Below are 23,082 nucleotides of genomic sequence, written 5' to 3'. Positions count from 1 at the left end.
CATGGCGGAAGGCGATCCGGCTGGTATCCGCCCCGCCGGGGCGGACTGCGGTCACGCGCGAGGCCCGGTGCTTCTGCCGGCCCCTCGGGGCACGACTCGTATCCGTGGGACGTGGTTGCCCCAGCCGACAGTGAATCGATGGCCGCCTGCCCTGACCAGAAGGAGGCCGGTCGCCGTGGCGGTGAGGGCGGCCGCCGCGCCCGCCGCGGCAAGGCCGGACCGGGCGCCGTACGTGTCGGTGATGAAGCCGACCACCGGAGCGCCGAGAGGTGCCCCACCGAGGAGGACCATCATGTAGAGCGCGGTGACCCGGCCTCGAAAGGTTGGGGCGGTTGAGGTCTGCATGGTGGCGTTGGTGGTGACGTTGACGACCATGGCGAACAGGCCCATGGGGACCATGAGCAGCGCGAAGCTCCACAGGGTCGGTGCCACGGCTGCCACGGTCGCCAGCGCCCCGAAGGCCAGCGCGGCGAAGAAGGGCAGTCGCCGCCGCCCTCCCTCGTGCCGGGCGGCGAGCAGTGCGCCTGCCAGGGACCCCGCCGCGACCAGAGTGTTGAGAAGGCTATAGGTACCCGCACCGCTGTGAAAGACGTCGTCGGCGAAGGCAGTGAGGTGGACGGGGAAGTTGAGGGCGAAGGTTCCGAAGAAGCCGACCAGGATGATGGGCCAGGCCAGGTCGGGGCGACCGGCGACGTAGCGCAGGCCTTCGCGCAGCTGCCCCTTTCCGCGCGGGGCCCGCTCGGCGGCGTGCAGTTCGCGGCGCCGCATCAGCATCATGCAGGCCAGTGGTGCGGCGAACGAGACGCCGTTGAGGAGGAACGCCCACCCGGTGCCGACCCCCGTGATCAGGAGGCCCGCGAGGGCCGGGCCGATCAGCCGGGCGGACTGGAAGTTCGCCGAGTTGAGGCCGACCGCGTTCCGCAGCAGTTCCGGGCCGACCAGTTCGGAGAGGAAGGACTGGCGTGCCGGGTTGTCGAACACGGTTGCGAGGCCCACGGTGAACGCGGCGGCGTACACGTGCCAAACGTCGACCCTGCCGGTCAGGGTGAGGACGGCGAGCACCAGGGCGCTGAGGGCCATGGCCACCTGGGTGGCGAGGAGTACGGGGCGCTTGTGCAGGCGGTCGACGAGGACGCCGCCGTACAGGCCGAAGAGCAGCAGGGGCAGGAACTGCATGGCGGTGGTGATACCGACAGCGGTCGACGAGCCGGTGAGGCTGAGGACCAGCCAGTCCTGGGCGATGCGTTGCATCCAGGTGCCGTTGTTGGAGACGACCTGGCCGAGGAAGAACAGGCGGTAGTTCCTCACCTTCAACGCAGACAGCAGAGGGGCTCCGCGCCGCCGGGTGCGGAACGAACCGCGTGTGCCGGGGGCGGAACCGGTTCCGGGGTCCGTGGTCAATCGAGGTCGCCTCCTGGTCGTCGTCCGGTGCGAGCCTGCCGGGCTTCGGCTGCGGCTCCGGCACACCCAAGGCAGGCCTCAGCGGGGCCCGGGGGGTCGCGCCCTCGAAGGGTGACCGTGGCGGAGGCGGCCAGGCCCGGCCTGTCGGCGTTCTTGCGTGTCAGTTCCGCAGCGCCACCCTCCGCAGGGCGATCGGGCGCGTATGAGCGTGGGTCCGGCGCAGTGCGGCAGGCTCGGTCTTGGTGACAGCGCCTTCCGGCTACATGGTTGGGGATGCTGCGGGCGCCGATGTCGAGGCGCGGACCACCAGGGCGGGACGGTGCAGGATGGACTGACCGCTTTCGCCGCTGTCACCTTCCATGACGTGGCGCAGTTTGGTGAATGCGGTGGCCGCCATCTCCTCCACCGGCTGCCGCACCGTGGTGAGCGTGGGCATAGCCATGCCGGCGAGCATGATGTCGTCGTAGCCGGTCACGGAGACGTCGCGGCCCACCACCAGGCCCGCCTCCCTTGCACCCGCGATGACGCCCAGTGCGCACATGTCGTTGATGGCGACGATGGCGGTGGGCGGGCGGGGCGCCGAGAGGATCTCCAGCGCGGCAACTCGTCCGAGTTCGGCCGCGTCCTGGTCGTCGAAGTTGACCGTGTCGGCTCCCGACCACACGATGCCGGCCGACCTGGGGAGGCCGGCATCGTCGAGGGCCTGGCGGAACCCGCTGTAGCGCTCGGCCCGGTTGACGCTGCCGATCGAGCCGGACACGAAGGCCAGTTGCCTGTGTCCGAGGGCCAGCAGGTGCTCTGTCGCCAGGCGCATGCCGAGAACGTTGTCGGTCCCGATGTTCACCACGCGGTGCGGATCGCCGGGCTGGGCGGTGCGGTCGAAAGCCACGAGCCCGAGTCCGGCCTCGACGGTCGGCTTCACGTGGTCGAGTGAGGGGAGCGAGGAGCACAGCACCACCCCGCCGATGCCGTCACCCCAGAGTTCCTCCACGTAGCGCCGCTCTCGCTCCGGGTCTCGTTCGCTGTTGCACAGGAGCATGTAGAAGCCCTCGGCCAGTGCCGCGGCCTCCAGATGCCGGGCGAACGTGCCCCAGAACGGATTGGCCACCGACGGCACGATGAGTCCGAGCATCTGGATCCGCCCGGTACGCAGCTGCTGGGCGGCCCGGTTGGGACGGTAGCCGAGGCGCCGGATCGCCGACTCCACTCGTGACCGTGTCTCGGGCAGCATCTTGCCGGTCCGGCCGTTGAGCAGGTTGGAGACCGTGCTGGGGGAGACCCCCGCCTCCTGCGCCACTTGGTAGATCGTTACCCCGGCCACTGACCTCTCTCTCCCTGTGAATCGGAAACCAAATGTTTCCGCTGTGTTGACAGCCCGTACTGCCGTTCCTAGTCTCGTGCATCGAAACACCAGTAAATCGATGCACCAGCCAAAAGGCAAGCTCGTCACCCGACCAGTGCGTACCTTTCAGCCGGGAGTCCCCTATGCGCCCACGTACGTCGCCCCTCTCCAGAAGAAGACTCCTCGGACTGGGCGCCGCCGCCGCGGCAGGCGCCGCCCTGTCCGCCTGCGGCGGTCCCGCGCCCCAGAAGGAGGGCGGTGGTGATGCCTCCCTGCGGCTGCTCACCCCGATCTTCGATCGCGCGGACGGACAGAAGCTGCTCACCTCACTGCTCGCCGACTTCAGGAAGGACCACCCGGGCGTCAGCGTCCAGGTGGACTACACGGAGTACGGAAAGCTCAACGAGAAGCTCGCCACGTCGATCGTGGGAGGGCAGCCCTACGACGTCATGCTCATGGGCGTCGGCTGGATCCCGCCCTTCGTCGAGAAGGGGGTACTCGCCGATCTCGGGACGAGCCAGTCCGAGTTGGACCGCATGTACAACCCACGAGTGGTGCAGCCCGGGATCTATGAGGGCAGGACCTATGCCCGCCCTATCCTCCTCGACACCCGAATGGGCATATACCGCAAGGACATCCTGGCCGAGGAGGGAATCGACGCGCCGCCGAAGGATCTGACCGAGCTGAAGGAGATGGCCAAGGAGCTGACCGTCCGCGAGGGCGGCAAGCTGACACGGGCCGGTGTGGACATCCTCAGCAACGACCTGCGCCAGACCTATCTTCCCCTCATGTGGGCGCACGGCGGCGACCTGTTCGCCGACGGCAAGCCCGTCTTCGACTCGGACGAGGCCGTGGACGCCCTCCAGTGGATGGTCGACATCATCCGCACGGAGAAGATCGAGGACTACGGCTTCACTCAGAAGGGGGCGGTCGTCGCGCCTCTCGTCCAGGGCCGGGCGGCGATGATGGTCGGGCACAACGACATGTGGCGGCAGGTGTCCGAGAGCGCCCCGGAGCTGATCGCCGAGGACAAGATCGCCGGTTTCATGCTGAACCAGCAGCGTCCGGCGCTGTTCCAGGGCGGCACGCTGGCCACTCTGTCGGCGAAGACGCGCTATCCCGAGCAGGCCAAGGCCCTGGTGGAGTTCCTGTCGGGGGAGAAGGTGTCGCCGCAGGCGGCCGAGCAGCGCGGGAACATCCCCGCGGTCCTGAGCGCGGCGGAATCCGACTACGTGAAGAGCAACAAGCTCGTCTCGTTCGCGGTGGACAACCTGGACCATGCCTTCTCCGAGGGGGGCGTGCCGACTTGGCTGGAGATCCGGGAGGAGTTCAAGCCGGCCCTCGAGAGCGCCCTGCTCGGCAAGTCCAGCCCGGCCGACGCCCTGCGGGAGCTGGCCGAGAAGGCCGAGGCCATCATCGCCAAGGGGGCGTGACCCTGGTGCCCAGTCATTCGACCGTGGAAGCGGCAGGTCGGCGTCCCGCAGTGCATCGATCTACCAGATCGCCGACCTCGAAGCCGAGCAGTGGACGGCCCCGGAGCGCGCGCGAGTTCGGGCGTGAACGACGCCGGGTGGCCCTCCTGCTGCTGGCGCCCTCGGTGATCCATCTCGTGTGGTGGATCGGTGTCCCGGTCGTGGCGACCTTCGCGTTGGCGTTCACCGACTACGACATCCTCGCGGGCACGGTCACCTTCAACGGTCTGGACAACTTCCAGGAGATCTTCAGCGACCCGACCTGGAACTCGTCCATCTGGCACACCGTCGTCTTCACCTTCTTCACCGTGCCGGTGGCCATGGCGATCGCGGTCGTCCTGGCGCTCCTGCTCAACGTGAAGATGCGGGGGTCGGCCTGGTACCGGACGGCGGTGTTCATGCCGCACGTCACCGCGACCGTGGCGATCGCCCTGGTGTGGATGTGGATGTTCGAACCCCGGCTCGGTGTCGTGAACACGATGCTCGGCTGGGTCGGCATCGACGGGCCGGTCTGGCTGGCCGACCCGGACTGGGCGCTGACCGCGGTGATCGTGGTGAGCATCTGGAAGGGCATCGGCATCAAGATGCTGATCTATCTGGCCGCCCTGCAGGCCATGCCCGAGGACGTGTACGAGGCGGCGAGGATCGACGGCGCCTCACAGGTGCGGCAGTTCTTCTCCATCACGCTGCCGTTGCTGAAACCGGCGACGTTCTTCGTCCTGGTGGTGTCGATCATCGATTCCTTCCAGGCGTTCGACCAGCTGTACGTGCTGACGCCCGACGGAGGGCCCGGCAACTCGACGACGGTCATGACGTACGAGATCTACCGCACGGCGTTCAAGGAGTTCAACATGGGTGCGGCCTGCGCTCAGAGCGTGGTGCTGTTCGCCTTCCTGCTGGTGCTCATGCTGATCAGCCGACGTCTCACCGGGAAGGAAGACGATGTCCGCTGAGAAGCTCTCCGCCGGCACCGCGACCGCGGTGACCCCGTGGGCGAGCAGACCCCTGCTCGCCCGGCGGCTGCGACGCGTGGCGCTGCACCTGGTGCTCGGCACTGTGTCGTTGGCGATGGCCATCCCCTTTCTGTGGATGATCATCACCTCGCTCAAGACCGACCCCGACCTCGCCTCCTACCCCCCGGGGCTGCTGCCCCGGATCTGGGACTGGGACAACTACCCGGAAGCCCTGGAGTACGCCCCGTTCGGCACCTACTTCCGCAACAGTCTGTTCATCTCGATCGGGCACACCGCGCTCAACCTGGCCCTGGCGTCCATGGCCGGATACGCTCTGGCCCGCATCCCGTTCCGGGGCAGCACCGTGGTCTTCATGGGTGTCCTGGCCACGATGATGATTCCGACCTACACCAAGATCGTGCCCCAGTACCTGATCGCCAAGGGCATCCCGTTCTTCGGCGGCAACGACTATCTGGGCAGGGGCGGCCACGGCTGGCTCGACTCGTGGTGGGGTCTGATCATTCCCGGCGCGCTCACTCCTTTCGCCATCTTCCTCTTCCGGCAGTTCTACCTCTCGTTGCCGCGGGAGCTGGAGGAGGCCGCCCGCATCGACGGCATGGGTGAGTTCGGCATCTACGCGCGGGTGATGACACCCCTGGTCAAGCCGGCCATCGCCACCGTCGGCCTGCTCACCTTCGAGAGCAGCTGGAACAACTTCCTGTGGCCGCTGATCATCACAACCGACACCGACCTGCGTGTCATCCAGGTGGGGCTGTCCGCCTTCCAGCAGGCCGACCAGAACGCCTGGGCCTACATGATGGCCGGCACGACGCTCGCCACGGTCCCGATGGTGGCGCTCTTCCTGCTCGCCCAGCGGTACTTCGTGCAGGGCTTCGCCAACTCCGGCATCAAGTAGCCCCGTTGCTCAATGCGACACATCAGATCCGACATACCAACCGGAGAACTCCTCATGCCTTTTGACCTCATGGGGCGCCGTGCGCTCGTCACCGGCGCCGGGCACGGCATCGGCGCGGCCGTCGCGCTCGGCCTGGCGCGGGCAGGCGCCGACGTGATCGTCCACTACGGTCGCTCCGCCGACTCGGCTCAGCGCGTCGTGGCCGACATCAGCGCGCTCGGCCGGAAGGCCACCGCCGTCGCCGCGGACGTCACGGACGCGACTGACGTCGAGCGCCTGGTCGACGAGAGCGTCGCCTTCCTCGGTGGCCTCGACATCGTCGTCGCCAACGCCGGGCATCTGGTCGGACGGGTTCCCGTCTCGGACATGACCGAGGAGCACTTCCGCAGTGTGATCGACGTCAATCTCGTCTCCGCCTTCCGGACGTGCCGGGCCGCCCTGCCGCACGTGCGGGACGCCGGGCGCGCGGGACGGATCATCCTGATGGCCTCGCAGGCCGCCCACGACGGCGGCGGTCCCGGCGCGACCGCCTACGCGGCGGCCAAGGCCGGAGTGATCGGCTTCGCCAAGGGGCTGGCCAAGGAGATCGGCGGCTCCGGGGTGACGGTCAACTCCCTTGCTCCCGGCTACATCGGCGACACCGCCTTCCACGGCACGTTCACCGCGCCCGAGGCCCGCCGCGGCATCGTGGAGAAGCTGCCCATCGGCCGCGCGGGCACCGTGGAGGACGTCGCGGGCACGGCCGTCTACCTGGCGTCGGACGAGGCCGGATACGTCACCGGCGCCACCTTCGACATCGGCGGCGGCGCATGGCCGCGCTGACCGTCCCGCAGGAGCCCGGCGGGTGGTGGCACGCCTATGTCTGCCCGGCACACGGAGTGGAACTCGACCATGGCGACCTCCTCGGCGGTGCCTTCCCCGTCGGCGGTGCCGCCTGCCGGTACGGCTGCCGTTTGGACACGGACGCCATACGGGGTGCGTGGACCGTGCTGGCGCATCAGGAGGCCGCCCGATACCTGCGGCACCTGGCAGCCGGCCCGGCCGACGAACGCCGCGAGGCCGTGGCGGCGCTGCGGGACTACGCGGAGCTCTACGCCGGTCTGCCGGACACGCACACGGGCGGTGACGACTGGATGCTGCGCGGACGCCTCTTCCACCAGGCGCTGACCGAGGCCATCTGGGCCGTCAACATCGCCCACGCGGTACGCACGCTGGCGGCGGACCCCGACGGCCCCCGGCTGGGCGAACTCGCCCCCTTCCTCGAAGCGCTCCGGGAAGCGGCGGGGGCAGCCCGGGCCGAGCTCCTGCGTAAGGGAGAGGCCCGTTCGAACTACACCGCCTGGCTGGCCGCCGCGGAGATCTCCTGCCGCTGCGCCGCCGATCTGATCGCCGGCGGGGAACCCGACGCGATCGGCCTCGCACAGGAGTACGGCCTGGCCGCCCACATGAGGACAGCGGTCCACCCGGACGGCTGGGAATGGGAGGCAAGCACCTATTACCACCTCTTCGTCCTGCACGCATACCTGCTCGCGCTGCGTGGCGCCCGCCCGGAGCAGCTGCCCGCCGACCTCGCGGACGTACTGGGCTCGATGGTCTCGGCGCTCGGGGGCATCGCCGCTCCGGACGGCACCCTGCCGGCCCTGCACGACGGCCCCTACCGGCGCAAGGAACAGGCGGCGGAGATCAGGGAGGTGGCCGCGCTCGCTGCGCAGATGTTCGCGGGCACCCCGCTGAAGGCCGTCGCCCAGGCCGCCGAACGCGACTCGGCCGGCCCGCTCCCTGCCGACCTCGAGGGCTGGTTCGCCGGCTTTCCGCTCCCCGCGAGGGCGCCGCGGCACAGCTTCCCCGACGCCGGGTTCGCGGTCTTCCGCTCCGCGGGCGTCCACGCCCTGCTCGACGCCGGACCGCACGGCGGCGGACACGGCCACCAGGACAAACTGTCGCTCTACCTGTACGGGGACGACGGCACCGCCTGGCAACCGGACCCCGGACAGGTCCCGTACGCCCACCGGAACCTGCGCGCGTACTACGCGAGCACGGCGGCCCACCCCACCTTCCGGGTCGACGAGACGGAACAGCGCCCCTGCGACGCCGTCCTCGACGGCGCCACCGGACGGTGCGAGCAGGCGTACGACGGCGTCACGGCGACACGGCGCGTCGTCGCCGACCGGCGCTACCTGCTCGACATCCTCGTCCTCGACGCCGCCACCGAGCGCAGGCTCACCGCCCAGCTGCGTCCCGGCACCGATCTCGACGTCATGGCCCAAGGGCCCGACCGGGCCCGCACGATTTGGGGCGACGGCGAGTCCGCTGTTCTGACGGGCTGCCACGCCTCCCGCCCTCAGGCGGAGTTCACCGTGGTCGCCCACCCCGGGCCCGCCGACGACCCGGCGCGGACCCGTCAGGGCGTCGACTGGTCACTCACCGGCCGGCGCGCGGTGTTCGTCTCCGTCTACCAGTCCGCCGAGACGGCGCCCCCCGTACGCCGGGTGAGCCTGTCCGAACGGACCGTCCACATCGACCTGGCCGACGGAACCGTCGCCACCCATCCCATCGGAGCGTAAGAACGCATGCTGCTTCTCGAGGGACGACTCGACTCACTGCGCGGCGAGCTGAACGGCACGCACGCCGCTCAGTGGCGCAGGCTGCACGAACAGTGCGACTGGTACCGCCGCCAGAACCCGCCCACGGAGCACCCCGAGGCGAGCATCACCTACTTCGGCCCCGCCGCCGCGAACCTGGCGCTCGCCTACCGGCTCACGGGCCAGCGCGGGTACCTGGAAGAGGCGTGGCGCTGGATCTCCACCTGCGCGGCCTTCCCCCACTGGGGGCGCGCCCACATGCCCGACCACGACCTGGACGCGGGCTGGCTGCTGCACGGTCTCTCCCTCGCGTACTCCTGGCTGGGAGAGGACCTGGAGCCGGAGCGGCGCGAGGTTTTGCGTGCCAAGCTGGAACTCCAGGGTGAGCGGCTGCACTCCTTCGCGGAGGAGACCACCGGCCGCTGGTGGTCGAGCGCGTACTGGCAGAACCACAACTGGATCTGCTGGAGCGGCATCGCCACCGCGGGGTACGCCCTGGGCCGCTCCGAGTGGAGCAAGGCCGCCCGGGCCAACCTGGAGACCGTCCTCAGGATGCTCCCCGAGGACGGTTCGGACGCGGAGGGCGTCGTCTACTGGCGCTACGGAGTGCCGTGGCTCGCCATCCACACCGACCTCGTCCAGCACCAGGAGCGGGCCGACCTGTGGTCGGCCGGCGGCTTCCTGCGCAACACCACGCGCTGGCGCCTGCACCAGAGCGCGCCGGGTTTCGAGGAGAACATCGACCACGGCGACTGCCACGACCGGCGCAGCGGCCACAGCGTCGCCCTCTACTACCGTCTGGCCTCCGCCTACCGGGACGGCACGGCGCAGTGGCTGGGGAACCTCGTCGCGGAGCGCCACTTCTGGCGCGAGGCGTACGAGTCGGGTGTACGTCCAGGGGTCATGCCCGAAGCCTTCCTCGAACTGCTCTGGTACGACCCGCGGGTGACACCCGTGGCACCGGAGGGGGAGCCCGGCACCGCGTACTTCCCGGACCTGGGGCAGATCACCGCGCGCACCGGCTGGGACAGCGCCGCCACCTGCGTCAGCTTCAAGGCCGCGCCCGGCGGCGGCCACCGCGCCTGGGACGAGGGGCACCGGCTGAAGGCCGAGGGCGGCTGGGACGCGATGAGCGCGGGTCACCACCACCCCGACGCGGGCGCCTTCGTACTCCACTCCCATGGCGCCTTCCTCGCCGTGGACGAGGGCTACAGCAACCAGAAGCGAGCGGCTCACCACAATCTGGTCCTGGTCGACGGAGAGGGCTGGGCGGACGAGGGCCGTTACCACGTGTACGAGGGGATACCCGAGGAGCGCCGGGCGGGGGTACGCGACGTGCTCGCCCAGGACGGATTCGCCCACGCCACGGCGGAGTCCGCGGCGATGTTCCCCGAACGGCTGGGCGTACGGCGCGTCGACCGCACGCTGGTGGTGACGCCTGTGGGGCGCGTCATCATCCTGGACGAGCTTGAGGCCGAGGCACCGCGCGAGTGGACGTACCTGCTGCACTCCGACTGGCCCACGACACAACTGGACCCCGACGGCTGGCGACTGGAGTCCGGGCCGGCGAGCGCACGGCTCACCCGGCTGCTGCCCACGGACGCGACGGCCACGCGTCACCGCACCGAGGTGGAGGCGAACCCGACCTCCAGCACCCCCAGCCTCAAGGTCAGCAAGACCATGCACACCCTGCGCCTCACCACACCCAGGACCCGCACGGCCACCTTCCTGACCGTCCTCGACAGCACGGGTTCGCTGGACCCGCGGCCGGAGCCGGCCGTGCTCCTGGCCTCGGACCAGGGGCACGCGGTGTCCGTCGGCCAGGGGGACGAGACGGAACTGGTCCTCCTCGCTCCCCGGGCGGGGGCCATCGAGACGGAACGCGTCAGCGCCGACGCTGCCGCGGTCATCCTGTCCGGCACGCGGGTCGCCGCCGTGCGGGCCCGTCGCGTGGACGTCGACGGCGCCGTGGGGCTCCGGTCCGACGAGCCGTTCACCGGCGTACTGCCCATCGAGACCACCGGCGCGTAGGGAGCACACCATGAAGGGCTGGGAGCGCGGTGCCCTGCGCGCCATGGAGTTCGTCGCACAGCCGGCGCTCGCGGGGGCGGCGTTCTGCCTGCTGGCGCTCGGCGTCGTCACCTGGCTCCCGGCACTTGCCGCCGCGGCGATCGCGTTGCAGGACTGGCGCAGGGACGGCGGTGGCCGGCCGTTCACCGGGACGCTGCGGGCCTTTCCGCGCTGCTGGCGCGCCCTGTGGAAGGACGCCCTCGCAACCAGTGCCCTGATCGCCCTCCTTGCGGTGAACTGCCTCTTCCTGCTGGGCCGCGCAAGTGCCACCGCATGGGTCCTGCTTCCCGTCCAGCTCGCCCTGCTGGCCGCCCTCGCGGTCTACGCCCTGTCGCTCGCCGCCTCGGCCGCGGCCGGTACCGGAGACGGGCTCCGCCGCCGCGCGGCGGCCTTCGCCTTCGCCTCCCCGCGACGCAGCCTGGTTCTGCTGCTCGCCCTGCTGCTTGTGCCGCCGGCCATGCTCCCGGTCCCGCTGGGCCCCTTGCTGTTCGGGCCCACTGTTCCCCTCCTCCTTGCACTGTCCCTGTACGCACCCCTGAACCCGAGGAAACCAGCATGAGACTCATCCGGTACTTCGCTTCTGCGGCCGCCCTGCTGGCCGTGACCGGAACTTCCGTGCCCACGGCGTCCGCCGCCGCACCCCGGGGCGGACACGACATCTACGTGTCACCGCGCGGCAGCGACACCAACCCCGGCACCCGTCGGGCTCCCTTCGCCGGCATCCAGCGGGCCCTGGACGTGGCCGGACCCGGATCGACCGTGCACCTGGCACCGGGACGCTACCTGCAGGACTTCGTCAGCCGGAGCCACGGGGTCACCCTCACCGGGCCTTCGTCCGCCGTGGTCCAGGGATCCGGTCAGGGCCGTGCCATCGGGGAGATCCAGCACGACCGCGTCCGGCTCACGGGGTTCACCATCGACGGCCTGGTCGGTGACGCCGACGAGAAGTCCGGCTACCGCAAGAAGCTGTTGTATGTCATGAGCCTGACACCAGGAGACGGTGTCGACGGCCTGCGCATCACCCGGATGACTTTCCGCAACGCCGGTGAGGAGTGCGTACGGCTGCGCTACCTCGTCACCGGCGCCGAGGTCGCTCACAACCGGATCACCGGATGCGGGGTGTGGGACTTCCGATTCGCCGACGGCGGCAAGGTCGGTGAGGGCGTCTACCTGGGCACGGCCCCCGAGCAGCAAGGGCTCAACGGCGCCCCGGACGACCGGCCGGACGTCAGCCGGGACAACTGGATCCACCACAACAGGATCGACACCCAGGGCAACGAGTGCGTGGACATCAAGGAGAACTCCACCGCGAACCTCGTCGAGCACAACGACTGCACGGGGCAGCGTGACCCCAACTCCGCCGGTCTGGACGCGCGGGGGAGCGGCAACACCTTCCGGGCCAACCGCTCGCACCACAACGTCGGAGCCGGAGTCCGGGTCGGCGGCGACACCCCCACCGACGGCACCGGCAACACCATCGAGGGCAACGTCCTCCTCTCCAACGCTGCGGGGGGCATCAAGTTCGAGGCCACCCCGCAGGGCCGGGTGTGCGGTAACACCCTGGCCGGCAACACCGGCGGCGACGCGACGGGCACGTACGGGCACGAGTACGAGCCGTCACGTCCCTGCTGACCGCAGAAGAAGGCACCCGACACAAACGACAGTCACGACCGACCGTAAGGAAGCAGCAGACATGAGCCGCACCCGCAAGCGCACTCTCGCCACCACCGGCGTGGCCGCACTCTCCGCCCTGGCCGCCCTGACCCTCCCGCTCACCACCGCGGGCACCGCCACTGCGGCCGCCCCGTGCGACTACCCCGCCCAGCAGCTCAACCTGACCAACTGGAAGGTCACCTTGCCGACCGGCTCCAGCGGCTCACCCACCGAGGTCAAGCAGCCCGCTCTCGCGACCTTCTCGTCCAGCCCCTGGTTCACCGTGAACTCCAAGTGCTCCGGCGTCCAGTTCCGGTCCGCGGTCAACGCCGTCACGACACCCAACTCCAGCTACGGACGCGCCGAGCTGCGCGAGATGACCGGCAACGGAACCAGCAACGCCTCCTGGTCGGCCACCTCCGGCACCCACACCATGACCTTCCGGGAGGCGTTCAACAAGCTGCCGAACGACAAGTCGCACCTCGTCGGCGCCCAGATCCACGACGGCGACGACGACGTGACGGTCTTCCGCCTGGAGGGCACCAGCCTCTACATCACCAAGGGTGACACCACCCACCACAAGCTCGTGACCAGCGACTACAAGCTGAACACGGTCTTCGAGGGCAAGTTCGTCGTCAGCGGCGGCCAGATCAAGGTGTACTACAACGGCGTCCTCCAGACGACCATCGCGCACACCGCGTCCGGGAACTACTTCAAGGCCGGGGCCTACACCCAGGCCAACTGCACCAACTCCTCCCCGTGCAGCAGCTCCAACTACGGGCAGGTGAGCATCTACAAGCTCCAGGTCACCCACGGCTGAGAGACGAGCCGGTGCCGGGCCTCGGGCTAGGAGGCCCGGCACCTCCCCGCACGGTACAACGTGCAGATCCGGCCCCCGTCGCCTCCTTCGGGGTCCTGCAAGAGGGGCCTGTGCAGCGAACGTGGAAGCTGATCCAGCCCTGCCCCGACGCTGGCCGCCGCTTCGGAGAGGTTCATGCCGCGCTCGGGCGGCAGTCGGTTCAGGTGGGCCTGGACCCGGTTGGGTGCCGTCCCTCAGAGTGGACAAGTGAAGGTGCGCCAGGTCCCATCGGGGGAAGGTCAGGTTGATGGCGGCAGGCGTGGGCCGAGGCCGACAGGTCCACCTTGTGCGGTTCACCGCGGTGTTGGTGTCGCACCACCCCGCGTGATGGTGGGGCCGACCTGGCGAACCTGGGGGAGTGTGGTGACCACGTGGGCGACAACGCGGTCGCTCAGGCAGATGTGACGGTGCGATACGTCGCCGGGGAAGCGTACGAAGTCGCCGGCTGACAGGTCCACTGGCTCGTTGAGTGGTCCGGTTCGGAGCTTGCCGGTGATCACGTAGATGTGGTGGAGGGTGCCGGCGCTATGCGCTGCGATCGGTTCGGGGTCTCGGTCGCCCCGCACCAGGCGCAGGACGAGGGTGCGGACGTAGCCTGAGCCGTACGTTTCGTCCAGGAGGCGTTCGGTCCAGTTCGCGGCCTGCGACCACTGTCCTTCGTCGTGCCGTTGGACGTAGACCGGAGTGCCCCACTCGGTCAGTAGGCGGCGTGTGGGTACGTCGAGTGCCGCCCCAAGCAGTGACAGGGTCTCCACGGTGGGGTTGCCCACGCCCTGTTCGATTTTCGAGAGGGTCTGTTTGGAGAGGCTTGAGCGGCGGGCCAGTTCACCGAGGGACATCGCCCGCTCCAGTCGGAAGCGTCGGACGTTGCGGGCGACGAGCTCGTTCTCTCGGGGAGAGCTGTCACTTTTAATATGCATACCGTCATTGTTGACGAACATCTGGCGTTCTGGCCATCCTGGTCACGTAAAGGTTTCCAGCTAGCGCACTAAAAGTGACGCCACTCCTCGAAGCTGAGGTGAACCAGCGTGAGCGCATCCCTTGCGGATCCGACGCGTGACGACCGGGCCGCCGTCGACAAGGCCATCAGCCTCCTCCTGGCCCTGGGGGACGGGGCCAGGGGGTCGACTGGGGTGAGCGAACTCGCGCGGAGGGCGCAAATGAGCAAATCCACGGCGTTCCGCCTGCTCGGAATGCTGGAGCGCAACGGAGTGGTGGAGCGTGCCGGGACCGACTACCGCCTCGGTGAACGCCTGCACCATCTGGGCAGGGCTGTCCACGCGCCCGGCTCCGAGAGTGTTCGTGACGCGCTACTGCCCTTCCTGTCCGACCTGTACGAGACGACCAGGGAGACTGTGCACCTGGCCGTTCTGAACGGTACGCAGGTCGTCTACCTCGCCAAGCTTTATGGACACCGTCACGCGCCTGTGCCGTCCCGCATCGGCGGCCAACTGCCTGCTCATGCGACGGCGGTCGGCAAGGTCTTGCTCGCTTACGACGCGCAGGCCGCGGAACAGGCGTTGTCCGGTCCGCTGCGGTCCTTCACCGAGCGTACGGTCACTGACCCGGACGTGTTGGCCGCGGAACTGCACGCCATTCGCCGTACCGGGATCGCCTTCGACAATGAGGAGTACCGGCCCGGACTGGCGTGCGTCGCGGCGCCCGTGCTGAACCGGTCTGGGCGGGCGGTCGCGGCCATGTCTGTCGCCGGACGGTTCGGGCAGATCGATCCGCGGGCGCTGAGCGCACACGTTCGACGGGGCGCGGCTGCGGCATCCCGGGTGGCGGCGATGGGCCCTGCCCGGGCGGCGTGACGCGCACGGTCCGAGGGGGGCTTGCCCGGACCGTACGCATAGCGGTTCCGTCGGTTGTTCCTGCACCCGAGCCTTGGACAGGGGGTGTGGGGCATCGGTCGTCGGTGCCGCCACGGTCGGAGTCGGCCCCGGCGCGGAGCCGACCGGGCCGCGTGCGGGCACAGCCGGCTTGGATCTCTGACGGAGCCAGCGCTGTCCGGAGCGCCCCGGCCGGCGAAGAACGTCAGGGACACCACGTCATCCCGCGTCAGTCGACCGGGCCTCCTCCGGTGCCGCTCGCATCAGGTCCAGAGCGATGTCCACGATCATGTCCTCCTGCCCGCCGACCAAACGGCGCCGGCCCACCTCCAGGAGAATCGAGCGGACGTCGATGCCGTAGCGGCGGGAGGCCGCCTCGGCGTGCCGAAGGAAGCTGGAGTAGACGCCGGCGAAGCCGAGTGTGAGCGTCTCGCGGTCGACCTGGACCGGGCGGTCCTGCAGGGGGCGCACGAGGTCGTCGGCCGCGTCCTGGAGCGCGAACAGGTCACAGCCGTGCTTCCACCCGTTGAGGGTGGCGACGGCGACGAACGGTTCGATCGGGCAGTTGCCCGCGCCCGCGCCGTGTCCGGCGAGGGAAGCGTCCACTCTGGTGACCCCCTCCTCGACGGCGACGACAGAGTTGGCCACCGCCAGGGAGAGGTTCTGGTGGGCGTGGATGCCGATCTGGGTCTGCGGAAGCAGGACATCACGGTAGGCGCGTACACGTTCACGGACACCGTCCATGGTGAGCCGGCCCCCGGAGTCGGTGACGTAGACGCAGTGGGCGCCGTAGGACTCCATCAGCTGTGCCTGCGCTGCGAGTTGTTTCGCGGGAGCCATATGGCTCAGCATCAGGAAGCCTGAGACGTCCATGCCGAGTTCGCGGGCCGTGGAGATGTGCTGGGCGGATACGTCGGCCTCGGTGCAGTGGGTGGCGATGCGGACCGAACGTACGCCGAGGGCGTGCGCGTGCTTCAGCTCCTTGATCGTGCCGATGCCGGGGAGCAGGAGAGTGGTGAGGGTGGCGTGTTCGAGAACCGAGGCGGCTGCCTCGATCCATTCCCAGTCGGTGTTGCTGCCTGGTCCGTAGGTGAGCGAGCTACCCGCGAGGCCGTCGCCGTGAGCCACCTCGATGGCGTCCACGCCGGCCGCGTCGAGCGACGCGACGATGTGCTTCACCTGGTCAGGCGCGATGCGATGGCGGACGGCGTGCATGCCGTCCCGCAGAGTCACATCCTGGATGTAGACATTGGCGGTCATGCGTCGGCCCCCTGGTACACATGTCGGGCGATGCGTTCGGCAACGCGCAGCGCGGCCGAGGTCATGATGTCGAGGTTGCCGGCGTAGGCGGGCAGGTAGTGGGCCGCCCCTTCCACCTCGAGGAAGACCGTGACCTTGGTGGTCACCTTCGGTCCGGTGGGAGGCAGCAGGGTGTGGACCGGTTCGTCGGCCGGTACCGGCGTGAACTGGACGTCCTGCTTGAGGCGGTATCCGGGGACGTACTTGGCGACTTGGGCGGCCATGTCCGCCACAGAGGCTCGGATCGTGTCGTGGTCGGTGTCGCCGGTCAGGCAGAGGACGGTGTCCCGCATGATCAGTGGCGGCTCGGCGGGATTGAGAACGATGATCGCCTTGCCGCGGGCGGCGCCGCCGACGGTTTCGATCGCCGAGGCGGTCGTTTCTGTGAACTCGTCGATGTTGGCGCGGGTCCCGGGACCGGCGGATCTCGAGGCGATGGACGCGACGATCTCCGCGTAGGGAACGGGGGTCGTACGGGCGATGGCATGAACGATCGGGATCGTGGCCTGGCCGCCGCAGGTGACCATGTTCACGTTGGCAGAGTCCAGGTGGGCCTCAAGGTTGACCGGAGGTACGACGAAGGGGCCGATGGCGGCCGGAGTCAGGTCGATGAGCCGCTTGCCGTAGGGCGCGAGCTGTTCCGCGTTGGCCGTATGGGCCTTTGCCGACGTGGCGTCGAAGACCACGCCGATCTCGTCGAAGTCGTCCATGCGGATCAGACCGTCGACGCCCTCGTGCGTGGTGGGAACCTTCAGGCGACGGGCCCGGGCGAGTCCGTCGGAGTCCGGGTCGATGCCGACCATGGCGGCCATCTGCAGGGTCTCCGACAGCCGCAGCACCTTGATCATCAGATCGGTGCCGATGTTGCCGGAACCGATCACGGCCACCTTGGTCTTCTGCAGGGTGCTCATGCCCGCCCCCTGTCCGAGAAGGTGGTGACGACCGTGCCCAGGCCTGAGATGTCCGCGCGGACGGTGGCACCGGCGGAGACAGGGATCATCGGACCCAGCGCGCCGGAGAGCACGACTTGGCCGGCGCGCAGCGGGTCGCCGTAGTCTCGGGCCGTCCGGGCCAGCCACAGCAGGGCCAGGAGGGGGTCGCCGAGGCATGCGGCGCCGTGGCCCTCGGAAACCAGGACGCCGTCGGCGTACATCCGCATCGATGCTTCGCCCGGCTCGAACCTTCCCAGAGGAAGCCGCGATGCGCCGAGGGCGTACAGCCCGCTGGACGCGTTGTCGGCGACGGTGTCGGTGATGGTGATGTCCCAGTCGGCGATCCGGCTGTCCACGATCTCCAGAGCGGGCAGCGCGCAGGCGACCGACGACCGGACGGCTGCGAGGTCGAGGTTCTCGGCATCCAGGTCGGTGCCGAGGAGGAAGGCGATCTCTGCCTCGGCCTTCGGCTGGATCAGCCGTGCGGTCGGAACCTCGGTGCGGGCGGAGACGTCCATGTCGGCGAAGAGCACACCGAAGTCGGGCTGTTCGACACCGAGTTGCTTTTGGACCGCAGGTGAGGTGAGACCGATCTTGCGACCGGTCACGGTGGAGGTGCGCTGTGCGTTGAGTCGTCGCTGGACTTCGTACGCGCCGGCGATGTCGCTGGTTCCGAGCAGATCACGGACCGGTGTACAGGGTTTCAGGTCGGCGGCGGCGGTCGTCAGCCGCTCCACGGCAGCCGCGATCGCCGACTCAGTCACGGAGGTCATCGCTCACTCTCCTGCTCTGCCGTGGCCACGGCGAAGCCCGCGATCCATTGGGGGATCGGCGCGTAGAAACGGGATGTCATGCGGTAGGCGCCGGTGGCGGCGAGGGAGGCGAAGGCCGCGATCCAGGTGCGGACCTCATGAGCCGAACCACCGCCTTGCGCGCCCATCCACTCCACGGACCAGGAGTCGACGTCCGCCAGCCGCCCGTCCTTCAAGGTGTCCAGGACCTGGGTGTCCCAGGCCGGGTTGATGGGGATCATCGCGGTCGAACCGGCGGCGTAGTCGCGGCCCGCCTGAATCACGCGTTCCTCGCTCCTGGCTCGCTGCTCGGGTGTGGGCGGACGGCCTTCGATGAGGGCGTCGGCCACCCGGGGCGGTGCGCCGTCGAGGACCGGTACGGGCGGATCGTGCGAGAGGCCACCGGAGCCCACGAAGAGGACGCGGCGGTCCAGCACGGCCGCTGCCTGGCCGACGGCGGTACCGAGGGCCCGGATGCGGCTGACGGGACCGAGCGGGGTGGCGACTCCGTTGACGAAGACCGGGACGACCGGGACCTTGTCGATACCGCCGAAGAGGACCTCCAGCGGCTGGACGAAACCGTGGTCGACGGTCATGCGTGCCGAGACGGTCAGGTCGACTCCCCGTTCCAGGACCCCGCGAGCGAGCTCCCGGGCGGTGCGGGTGTCGACCGACAACGGGCCCGCCGTCGAACCGAAGTCACCGATGGCGTGGGCCTCGGTTGCCAGGCAGAAGGGCGGCATCTCCTTGTAGAAGAAGCCGTTGTAGTGATCCGGGGCGTACAGGACCACCAGCTCGGGGTCAAAGGCCCGGACAAAGGTCCGCGCGCCCGCAACGGCCTCTTCGACCGCGTCCAGCACCTCGGGTGCAGGGTCGTTCCTGCCGATGAGGGGGGAGTGGGACAGGCCGACTGCTGCGGCGGTCATCGCGAGGCTCCGTGCGGGGCCGAAGCGGGCGGGTTGACGACGAGCTTCCCGGTGAGCCGTCCGTCGATCATGAGCTGGAAGCCCTTGTGTATCTCGTTGAGCGGCAGCGCCCGGTCGATGACGGGACGCAAGCCGGTGGCGTCCAGGAGCCTGAGGAGCGAGATCAGTTCACCGCGGGTGCATCCGGTCGAGCCTAGGACGCGCTGCTGGAGGTAGAAGATCCGGCCCAGATCGGCGGGCGGATTCATTCCGCTCGTGGCGCCGGCAAGAACGATCGTGCCGCCGGGACGCAGGGCCTTGAGAGAGTGCGACCACGTCGCCTCGCCGACCGTCTCGACCACGACGTCCACGCGCTCGGGCACTCGCTCGCCCGTGGACAGGGCCTTGCGCGCGCCCCAGGACTCCGCCTGCCGCCGTTTGTCCTCGCTACGGCTGGTGGCATACACGACCGCACCGGCGGCGACGGCCAGCTTGATCGCGGCGGAGGCGACCCCGCCGCCGGCGCCCTGGACGAGAACTCGGTCGCCCGCGCGGATCTGCGCCTGGGTGAAGAGCATCCGGTAGGCAGTGCCCCAGGCCACGGGCAGGCTGGCGGCCTCGTCGAAGGTCAGCCAGGACGGCTTGGGGACGAGGTTGCGAGTGGGCACGGACAGGAATTCGGCGAACGCTCCGTTGTGCCGCTCGGAGAGCAGGACCCGGCCCGGATCGAGAGTCTCGTCGCCGAGCCCGGCGTCGGGGTCCGCGATCACCGGATGCACGAGAACCTCGTTGCCGTTCTCGTCGTATCCGGCGGCGTCGCAGCCGAGGACGATGGGCAGCCGCTCGGGCGGATGCCCCACTCCGCGCAAGGTCCACAGATCGTGCATGTTGAGCGATGAGGAGACGACGCGGACGGTTGACCAACCAGGGCGCGCCTCCGGCTCGGTGACGTCTCCCAGGACGAGGCCCGAGAGCGGGTCGGTCGAGCTCTGGGACGTGGCGATGGCAGCAAGCATGGAGGCACGCTCTCGTGTCGGCCGCATCCGCGGACAGTGCGCGTGCCGCGGTGCGGAACGACGGATGGCACGTCCGTCGGCCGCTGCTGTCTGCTGGGGTCCATGACCTCGACGATCGAACCTCAGGGCGCCGCCCCGGCGGCCACTGCGGCCCCCCGCGGAGCACTGCGGCGCCCGGCGGACCTGGCGCGGAACCTGGACGTCTCCGGGCTTGTCGACGCCGAGGGCGGGCTGCTGGATCGCGTGATCTTCACCAACGAGGAGCTGTACCGTCAGGAGCTGCGCCGCGTCTTCGCGCCGAGCTGGCTGTTCCTCGCGCACACCGACCAGTTCCACAAGCCCGGTGACTTCTTCACGACGTACATGGGCGAGGACCCGGTCATCGTCGCCCTCGACCGTGACCGGCGGATTCGCGCGTATCTCAACTCCTGCCGTCATCGCGGCGCCCGTGTGTGCCGTGCCGACTCCGGAACGACGCGCAACTTCACCTGCACCTACCACGGTTGGTCCTTCAACCTGGACGGTTCGCTGGTGAGCGTGCCGAACAAGGACGGCTACCCCGCCGACTTCGACGACACGAAGTGGGGGCTGGTCGAGGTCCCGCACGTGGAGACCTACCACGGACTTGTTTTCGGCACCTGGAATCCGAACCCGGTACCGTTGCGCGACTCGCTCGGCGACATGGCCTGGTACATGGACGCCATGCTCGACCACGACCCAGAGGGCACGGTCGTCGTGGAGGGCGTCCACAAGTGGGTGCTGGAGGGCAACTGGAAGCTGGCGGCCGAGCAGTTCGCCACCGACTGGTACCACGTGAACATGAGTCACGCCTCGGCGCTCACGCTGCTCTCGCCCGCAGGCAAGAAGCCCAAGGACGAGGTGGTACACCGCACGGGCCGCCAGTACTCCGACGCGAACGGCCACGGGGCCGGTTTCCCGGTCCACCCCAGGAACCGTTTCGACGCCCAGCGGGTGCACCAGTGGATGGACTACGAGGCCCTGCGTGAGCGTCTCGGCGCGGCCCGAGTGGAGGGACCTCTCACCAACGGCCACGCCACCGTCTTTCCCAACTTCTCCTACCTGCCGGTCAACGGATCCATCCGCGTCTGGCACCCCAAGGGCCCCGACCGCATGGAGGTGTGGGCCTGGACGATCGTCGACAGGGCGATGCCGGAGGAGGTCCGTGAGTCCCAACGCCTTTACAACCTGCGGACATTCGGGCCCAGCGGTGTCTTCGAGCAGGACGACGGCGAGAACTGGTCCGAGGTTCAGGCAGCCGCTCACGGCTTCATCGCCAACGGGGTCGCCCTCAACTATCAGATGGGCATGGACTCCGAACGTGAGGACGGCCGCCATCCCGGTAGGACCAGCGAACTGTACAGCGACGCTGCCGGCCGCGGCTTCTATGAGCGCTGGCGCGAGCTGATGAACACCCCCGCCTGGCACGAGGAGAAGGACGCATGAGCAAGGGAAACGGCATCCGGGTGGCGGCCCTGGGCGACATCCCTCCGGGTGAGGGCATCGCCATCAGCAAGGTGATCACCGGCACTTCCGATGACATCGCCCTGCTGCGTGACACCGACGACAGCGTCCACGCGCTCGACGACACCTGCACCCACGAGACCGCCTCGCTCTCCGAGGGCTGGGTCGAGGACGGTTACGTCGAATGCCCACTGCACTCCAGTAAGTTCTGTCTGAAGACGGGTGAGGTCCAGGGCCTGCCCGCCACGAGGAACGCCTGTCCACATCGCGTCGAGGTGCTTGACGGCGAGGTCTGGCTCTTCCCCGGGGAGTCGCCGTGACCGAACGTGTTGTGATCGTGGGTGGCGGCATCGCCGGCGTCAGCACAGCCGCTTCACTGCGCTCGGGTGGCTTCCAGGGGGAGATCACAATCGTCGACTCGAATGAACTTCCCTATGACAGGCCACCGTTGTCGAAGGGCTACCTGCTCGGGACCCAGAACCTCGTACAGATCCTCCTACAACCTCCGGGCTGGTACGACGAACAGCGGGTACGACTGATCAACAGGACCGCTGTGACGGCGCTGTTGCCACGCGAGGGCAAGGTCGAGCTGGACGACGGCACCCAGCTGGCCGCGGACCGCGTGGTTCTGGCGACCGGCGGTGGTGCGGTGCGGCCTCCTGTCCCCGGCCTGGGCAGCGACCGTGTCCACGTCCTGCGCAGCGTCGAGGACGCCGACCGGTTGCGCCCAGCCCTCGTCCCCGGAGCCCGTGTCCTTGTCGTGGGCGCGGGCCTGATCGGTGCGGAGGTCGCCTCCACCGCGGTCGACGCGGGCTGTGAGGTCACTTTGATCGACCCGGTCGCCGCGCCCCTGGTCTCCACTCTTGGCCATGAACTGGCCGGCTGGCTGCACGATCTGCATGCCCGCCACGGCGTGACCAGCGCTCAGGCGGCGGTCGCGTCCGTCACCGAGCACGGCAACCGTCTTGAGGTGCGGCTGTGCGATGGATCAGAACCACGTGCGTACGACGCGGTGGTGTTCGGGGTGGGCATGGTGCCGCGCATCGAACTGGCTGTACGAGCCGGCCTGGAGGTCGAGCGGGGCGTTCTGGTCGACGCCGGTCAGGTGACGTCCAACGTCGCCGTCCTGGCAGTCGGAGACCCTGCCCATGTGCGAGGGGGGACTCACGCCGGGCACTGGGAGGCGGCTCGGCAGGACGGCGCGCGCGCCGCGGCCACCATCCTCGGTACACCGGTTCCCGAACGTACGGCTCCGTGGTTCTGGACGGACCGTTACGGCCGTCACGTTGAAGGGGTCGGCCAGATGGAACAGGCGGAGCGGACGGTTCTGCGAGGGGCGTACGACGCCCCGTCCTTCTGTCTGTTCGGCCTGCGTGACGGATTCGTCGTGGCGGCGGCGGCCGTCGACGACTCAGCCGCCGTACGCGCCGCGCGTCGCCTGATCGACCGAAGGATTCCGGCCGACGCCGGTCGCCTGGCCGATCCCTCCGTGAGTCCGCGCGCTCTGGTGCGCGGCTGACGTGCCGTCTGACGGCACAGCCCGTCCCACACCGGTCCGAGAAGGGATCGAATGACAC

The 23,082-nt window shown here is 69.2% G+C and carries 21 protein-coding genes; 13 read left to right on the top strand and 8 right to left on the bottom strand.

Annotated features, from left to right (window positions below):
- Positions 1-51: 51 nt before the first annotated feature.
- Both AB0E07_RS25645 and AB0E07_RS25640 read right to left on the bottom strand, forming a co-directional pair.
- Positions 52-1,401 carry an MFS transporter gene (locus AB0E07_RS25645; RefSeq protein WP_362256609.1) on the bottom strand — a complete coding sequence of 450 codons (1,350 nt, stop codon included), beginning with the start codon at positions 1,399-1,401 and terminating at the stop codon, positions 52-54.
- Positions 1,402-1,660: 259 nt separating this feature from the next.
- Positions 1,661-2,722: a LacI family DNA-binding transcriptional regulator gene (locus tag AB0E07_RS25640; RefSeq protein WP_362256606.1), complete on the bottom strand. Its 1,062-nt coding sequence runs from the start codon at positions 2,720-2,722 to the stop codon at positions 1,661-1,663.
- 164 nt (positions 2,723-2,886) lie between these two features.
- Here AB0E07_RS25640 and AB0E07_RS25635 point away from each other — a divergent pair, with 164 nt between their 5' ends.
- The 9 genes from AB0E07_RS25635 to AB0E07_RS25595 all read left to right on the top strand — a co-directional run bounded on the left by AB0E07_RS25635 (position 2,887) and on the right by AB0E07_RS25595 (position 13,209).
- Entirely contained in the window at positions 2,887-4,176 is a 1,290-nt protein-coding gene (locus tag AB0E07_RS25635) for an ABC transporter substrate-binding protein (protein WP_362256603.1), read from the top strand.
- Positions 4,177-4,313: 137 nt separating this feature from the next.
- Positions 4,314-5,168 carry a sugar ABC transporter permease gene (locus AB0E07_RS25630; RefSeq protein ID WP_362256600.1) on the top strand — a complete coding sequence of 285 codons (855 nt, stop codon included), beginning with the start codon at positions 4,314-4,316 and terminating at the stop codon, positions 5,166-5,168.
- Positions 5,158-6,084, top strand: a complete 927-nt coding sequence (locus AB0E07_RS25625; RefSeq protein ID WP_362256597.1) for a carbohydrate ABC transporter permease — start codon at positions 5,158-5,160, stop codon at positions 6,082-6,084. Before AB0E07_RS25630 ends, AB0E07_RS25625 begins: the two co-directional genes overlap by 11 nt.
- 54 nt (positions 6,085-6,138) lie before the next feature.
- Positions 6,139-6,906, top strand: a complete 768-nt coding sequence (locus AB0E07_RS25620) for an SDR family oxidoreductase (protein ID WP_362256594.1) — start codon at positions 6,139-6,141, stop codon at positions 6,904-6,906.
- Complete coding sequence (locus AB0E07_RS25615) at positions 6,894-8,648, top strand: heparinase II/III family protein (RefSeq protein ID WP_362256591.1); 1,755 nt, start codon at positions 6,894-6,896, stop codon at positions 8,646-8,648. Before AB0E07_RS25620 ends, AB0E07_RS25615 begins: the two co-directional genes overlap by 13 nt.
- Positions 8,649-8,654: 6 nt before the next feature.
- Complete coding sequence (locus tag AB0E07_RS25610) at positions 8,655-10,697, top strand: heparinase II/III family protein (RefSeq protein ID WP_362256588.1); 2,043 nt, start codon at positions 8,655-8,657, stop codon at positions 10,695-10,697.
- 10 nt (positions 10,698-10,707) lie between these two features.
- Positions 10,708-11,295 (top strand): hypothetical protein, encoded by a 588-nt coding sequence (locus tag AB0E07_RS25605; RefSeq protein WP_362256585.1) that lies wholly within the window; start codon positions 10,708-10,710, stop codon positions 11,293-11,295.
- Entirely contained in the window at positions 11,292-12,368 is a 1,077-nt protein-coding gene (locus tag AB0E07_RS25600; RefSeq protein ID WP_362256582.1) for a DUF1565 domain-containing protein, read from the top strand. Before AB0E07_RS25605 ends, AB0E07_RS25600 begins: the two co-directional genes overlap by 4 nt.
- A gap of 61 nt (positions 12,369-12,429) precedes the next feature.
- Entirely contained in the window at positions 12,430-13,209 is a 780-nt protein-coding gene (locus AB0E07_RS25595) for a polysaccharide lyase family 7 protein (RefSeq protein ID WP_362256580.1), read from the top strand.
- A gap of 332 nt (positions 13,210-13,541) precedes the next feature.
- Here the strand turns inward: AB0E07_RS25595 and AB0E07_RS25590 are convergent, their stop codons facing one another.
- Positions 13,542-14,189 carry an XRE family transcriptional regulator gene (locus AB0E07_RS25590; protein WP_362256577.1) on the bottom strand — a complete coding sequence of 216 codons (648 nt, stop codon included), beginning with the start codon at positions 14,187-14,189 and terminating at the stop codon, positions 13,542-13,544.
- Between the two features lie 87 nt (positions 14,190-14,276).
- Between AB0E07_RS25590 and AB0E07_RS25585 the strand changes: the two genes are divergently transcribed.
- Complete coding sequence (locus tag AB0E07_RS25585; RefSeq protein WP_362256575.1) at positions 14,277-15,062, top strand: IclR family transcriptional regulator; 786 nt, start codon at positions 14,277-14,279, stop codon at positions 15,060-15,062.
- Positions 15,063-15,299: 237 nt separating this feature from the next.
- On the opposite strand, the gene dmpG is transcribed toward AB0E07_RS25585, so the two are convergent.
- From dmpG to AB0E07_RS25560, 5 genes are read right to left on the bottom strand one after another with little or no spacing between them, the layout of a single operon-like run.
- Complete coding sequence (gene dmpG, locus AB0E07_RS25580) at positions 15,300-16,340, bottom strand: 4-hydroxy-2-oxovalerate aldolase (protein ID WP_362256572.1); 1,041 nt, start codon at positions 16,338-16,340, stop codon at positions 15,300-15,302.
- Positions 16,337-17,290 carry an acetaldehyde dehydrogenase (acetylating) gene (locus tag AB0E07_RS25575; protein ID WP_362256570.1) on the bottom strand — a complete coding sequence of 318 codons (954 nt, stop codon included), beginning with the start codon at positions 17,288-17,290 and terminating at the stop codon, positions 16,337-16,339. Before AB0E07_RS25575 ends, dmpG begins: the two co-directional genes overlap by 4 nt.
- A complete protein-coding gene (locus AB0E07_RS25570; RefSeq protein ID WP_362256567.1) occupies positions 17,287-18,084 on the bottom strand; it encodes a fumarylacetoacetate hydrolase family protein in 798 nt (265 codons plus the stop codon). The genes AB0E07_RS25575 and AB0E07_RS25570 overlap by 4 nt, the downstream gene beginning before the upstream one ends.
- On the bottom strand, positions 18,081-19,028 hold the full coding sequence (locus AB0E07_RS25565; RefSeq protein ID WP_362256564.1) for a 3-carboxyethylcatechol 2,3-dioxygenase: 948 nt from the start codon (positions 19,026-19,028) through the stop codon (positions 18,081-18,083). The genes AB0E07_RS25570 and AB0E07_RS25565 overlap by 4 nt, the downstream gene beginning before the upstream one ends.
- Positions 19,025-20,023 (bottom strand): zinc-binding dehydrogenase, encoded by a 999-nt coding sequence (locus tag AB0E07_RS25560; protein ID WP_362256561.1) that lies wholly within the window; start codon positions 20,021-20,023, stop codon positions 19,025-19,027. Before AB0E07_RS25560 ends, AB0E07_RS25565 begins: the two co-directional genes overlap by 4 nt.
- A gap of 102 nt (positions 20,024-20,125) precedes the next feature.
- Between AB0E07_RS25560 and AB0E07_RS25555 the strand changes: the two genes are divergently transcribed.
- From AB0E07_RS25555 to AB0E07_RS25545, 3 genes are read left to right on the top strand one after another with little or no spacing between them, the layout of a single operon-like run.
- The gene (locus AB0E07_RS25555) at positions 20,126-21,487 is read left to right on the top strand and encodes an SRPBCC family protein (RefSeq protein ID WP_362256558.1); all 1,362 of its coding nucleotides are present in this window, start codon (positions 20,126-20,128) and stop codon (positions 21,485-21,487) included.
- Entirely contained in the window at positions 21,484-21,825 is a 342-nt protein-coding gene (locus AB0E07_RS25550; protein WP_362256555.1) for a non-heme iron oxygenase ferredoxin subunit, read from the top strand. Before AB0E07_RS25555 ends, AB0E07_RS25550 begins: the two co-directional genes overlap by 4 nt.
- Positions 21,822-23,024, top strand: coding sequence for an FAD-dependent oxidoreductase (locus tag AB0E07_RS25545; RefSeq protein WP_362256552.1), 1,203 nt, complete (start codon positions 21,822-21,824; stop codon positions 23,022-23,024). Before AB0E07_RS25550 ends, AB0E07_RS25545 begins: the two co-directional genes overlap by 4 nt.
- The last annotated feature ends 58 nt before the right edge of the window (positions 23,025-23,082 follow it).

The organism is Streptomyces sp. NPDC048002, assembly GCF_040653275.1.
Lineage (GTDB): Bacteria > Actinomycetota > Actinomycetes > Streptomycetales > Streptomycetaceae > Streptomyces.
Note: the sequence above shows the minus strand (reverse complement) of the source record. Positions and strands in the feature narration are given on the sequence as shown.

Excerpts from the sequence above, each read along its gene's own strand:
- AB0E07_RS25620 (WP_362256594.1), top strand. The coding sequence starts at position 6,139 with ATGCCTTTTGACCTCATGGGGCGCCGTGCGCTCGTCACCGGCGCCGGG.
- AB0E07_RS25565 (WP_362256564.1), bottom strand. The coding sequence starts at position 19,028 with ATGACCGCCGCAGCAGTCGGCCTGTCCCACTCCCCCCTCATCGGCAGG.
- AB0E07_RS25570 (WP_362256567.1), bottom strand. The coding sequence starts at position 18,084 with ATGACCTCCGTGACTGAGTCGGCGATCGCGGCTGCCGTGGAGCGGCTG.
- AB0E07_RS25595 (WP_362256580.1), top strand. The coding sequence starts at position 12,430 with ATGAGCCGCACCCGCAAGCGCACTCTCGCCACCACCGGCGTGGCCGCA.
- AB0E07_RS25635 (WP_362256603.1), top strand. The coding sequence starts at position 2,887 with ATGCGCCCACGTACGTCGCCCCTCTCCAGAAGAAGACTCCTCGGACTG.
- AB0E07_RS25555 (WP_362256558.1), top strand. The coding sequence starts at position 20,126 with ATGACCTCGACGATCGAACCTCAGGGCGCCGCCCCGGCGGCCACTGCG.
- AB0E07_RS25605 (WP_362256585.1), top strand. The coding sequence starts at position 10,708 with ATGAAGGGCTGGGAGCGCGGTGCCCTGCGCGCCATGGAGTTCGTCGCA.
- AB0E07_RS25625 (WP_362256597.1), top strand. The coding sequence starts at position 5,158 with ATGTCCGCTGAGAAGCTCTCCGCCGGCACCGCGACCGCGGTGACCCCG.
- AB0E07_RS25600 (WP_362256582.1), top strand. The coding sequence starts at position 11,292 with ATGAGACTCATCCGGTACTTCGCTTCTGCGGCCGCCCTGCTGGCCGTG.
- AB0E07_RS25550 (WP_362256555.1), top strand. The coding sequence starts at position 21,484 with ATGAGCAAGGGAAACGGCATCCGGGTGGCGGCCCTGGGCGACATCCCT.
- AB0E07_RS25615 (WP_362256591.1), top strand. The coding sequence starts at position 6,894 with ATGGCCGCGCTGACCGTCCCGCAGGAGCCCGGCGGGTGGTGGCACGCC.
- dmpG (WP_362256572.1), bottom strand. The coding sequence starts at position 16,340 with ATGACCGCCAATGTCTACATCCAGGATGTGACTCTGCGGGACGGCATG.
- AB0E07_RS25610 (WP_362256588.1), top strand. The coding sequence starts at position 8,655 with ATGCTGCTTCTCGAGGGACGACTCGACTCACTGCGCGGCGAGCTGAAC.
- AB0E07_RS25575 (WP_362256570.1), bottom strand. The coding sequence starts at position 17,290 with ATGAGCACCCTGCAGAAGACCAAGGTGGCCGTGATCGGTTCCGGCAAC.
- AB0E07_RS25560 (WP_362256561.1), bottom strand. The coding sequence starts at position 20,023 with ATGCTTGCTGCCATCGCCACGTCCCAGAGCTCGACCGACCCGCTCTCG.
- AB0E07_RS25590 (WP_362256577.1), bottom strand. The coding sequence starts at position 14,189 with ATGTTCGTCAACAATGACGGTATGCATATTAAAAGTGACAGCTCTCCC.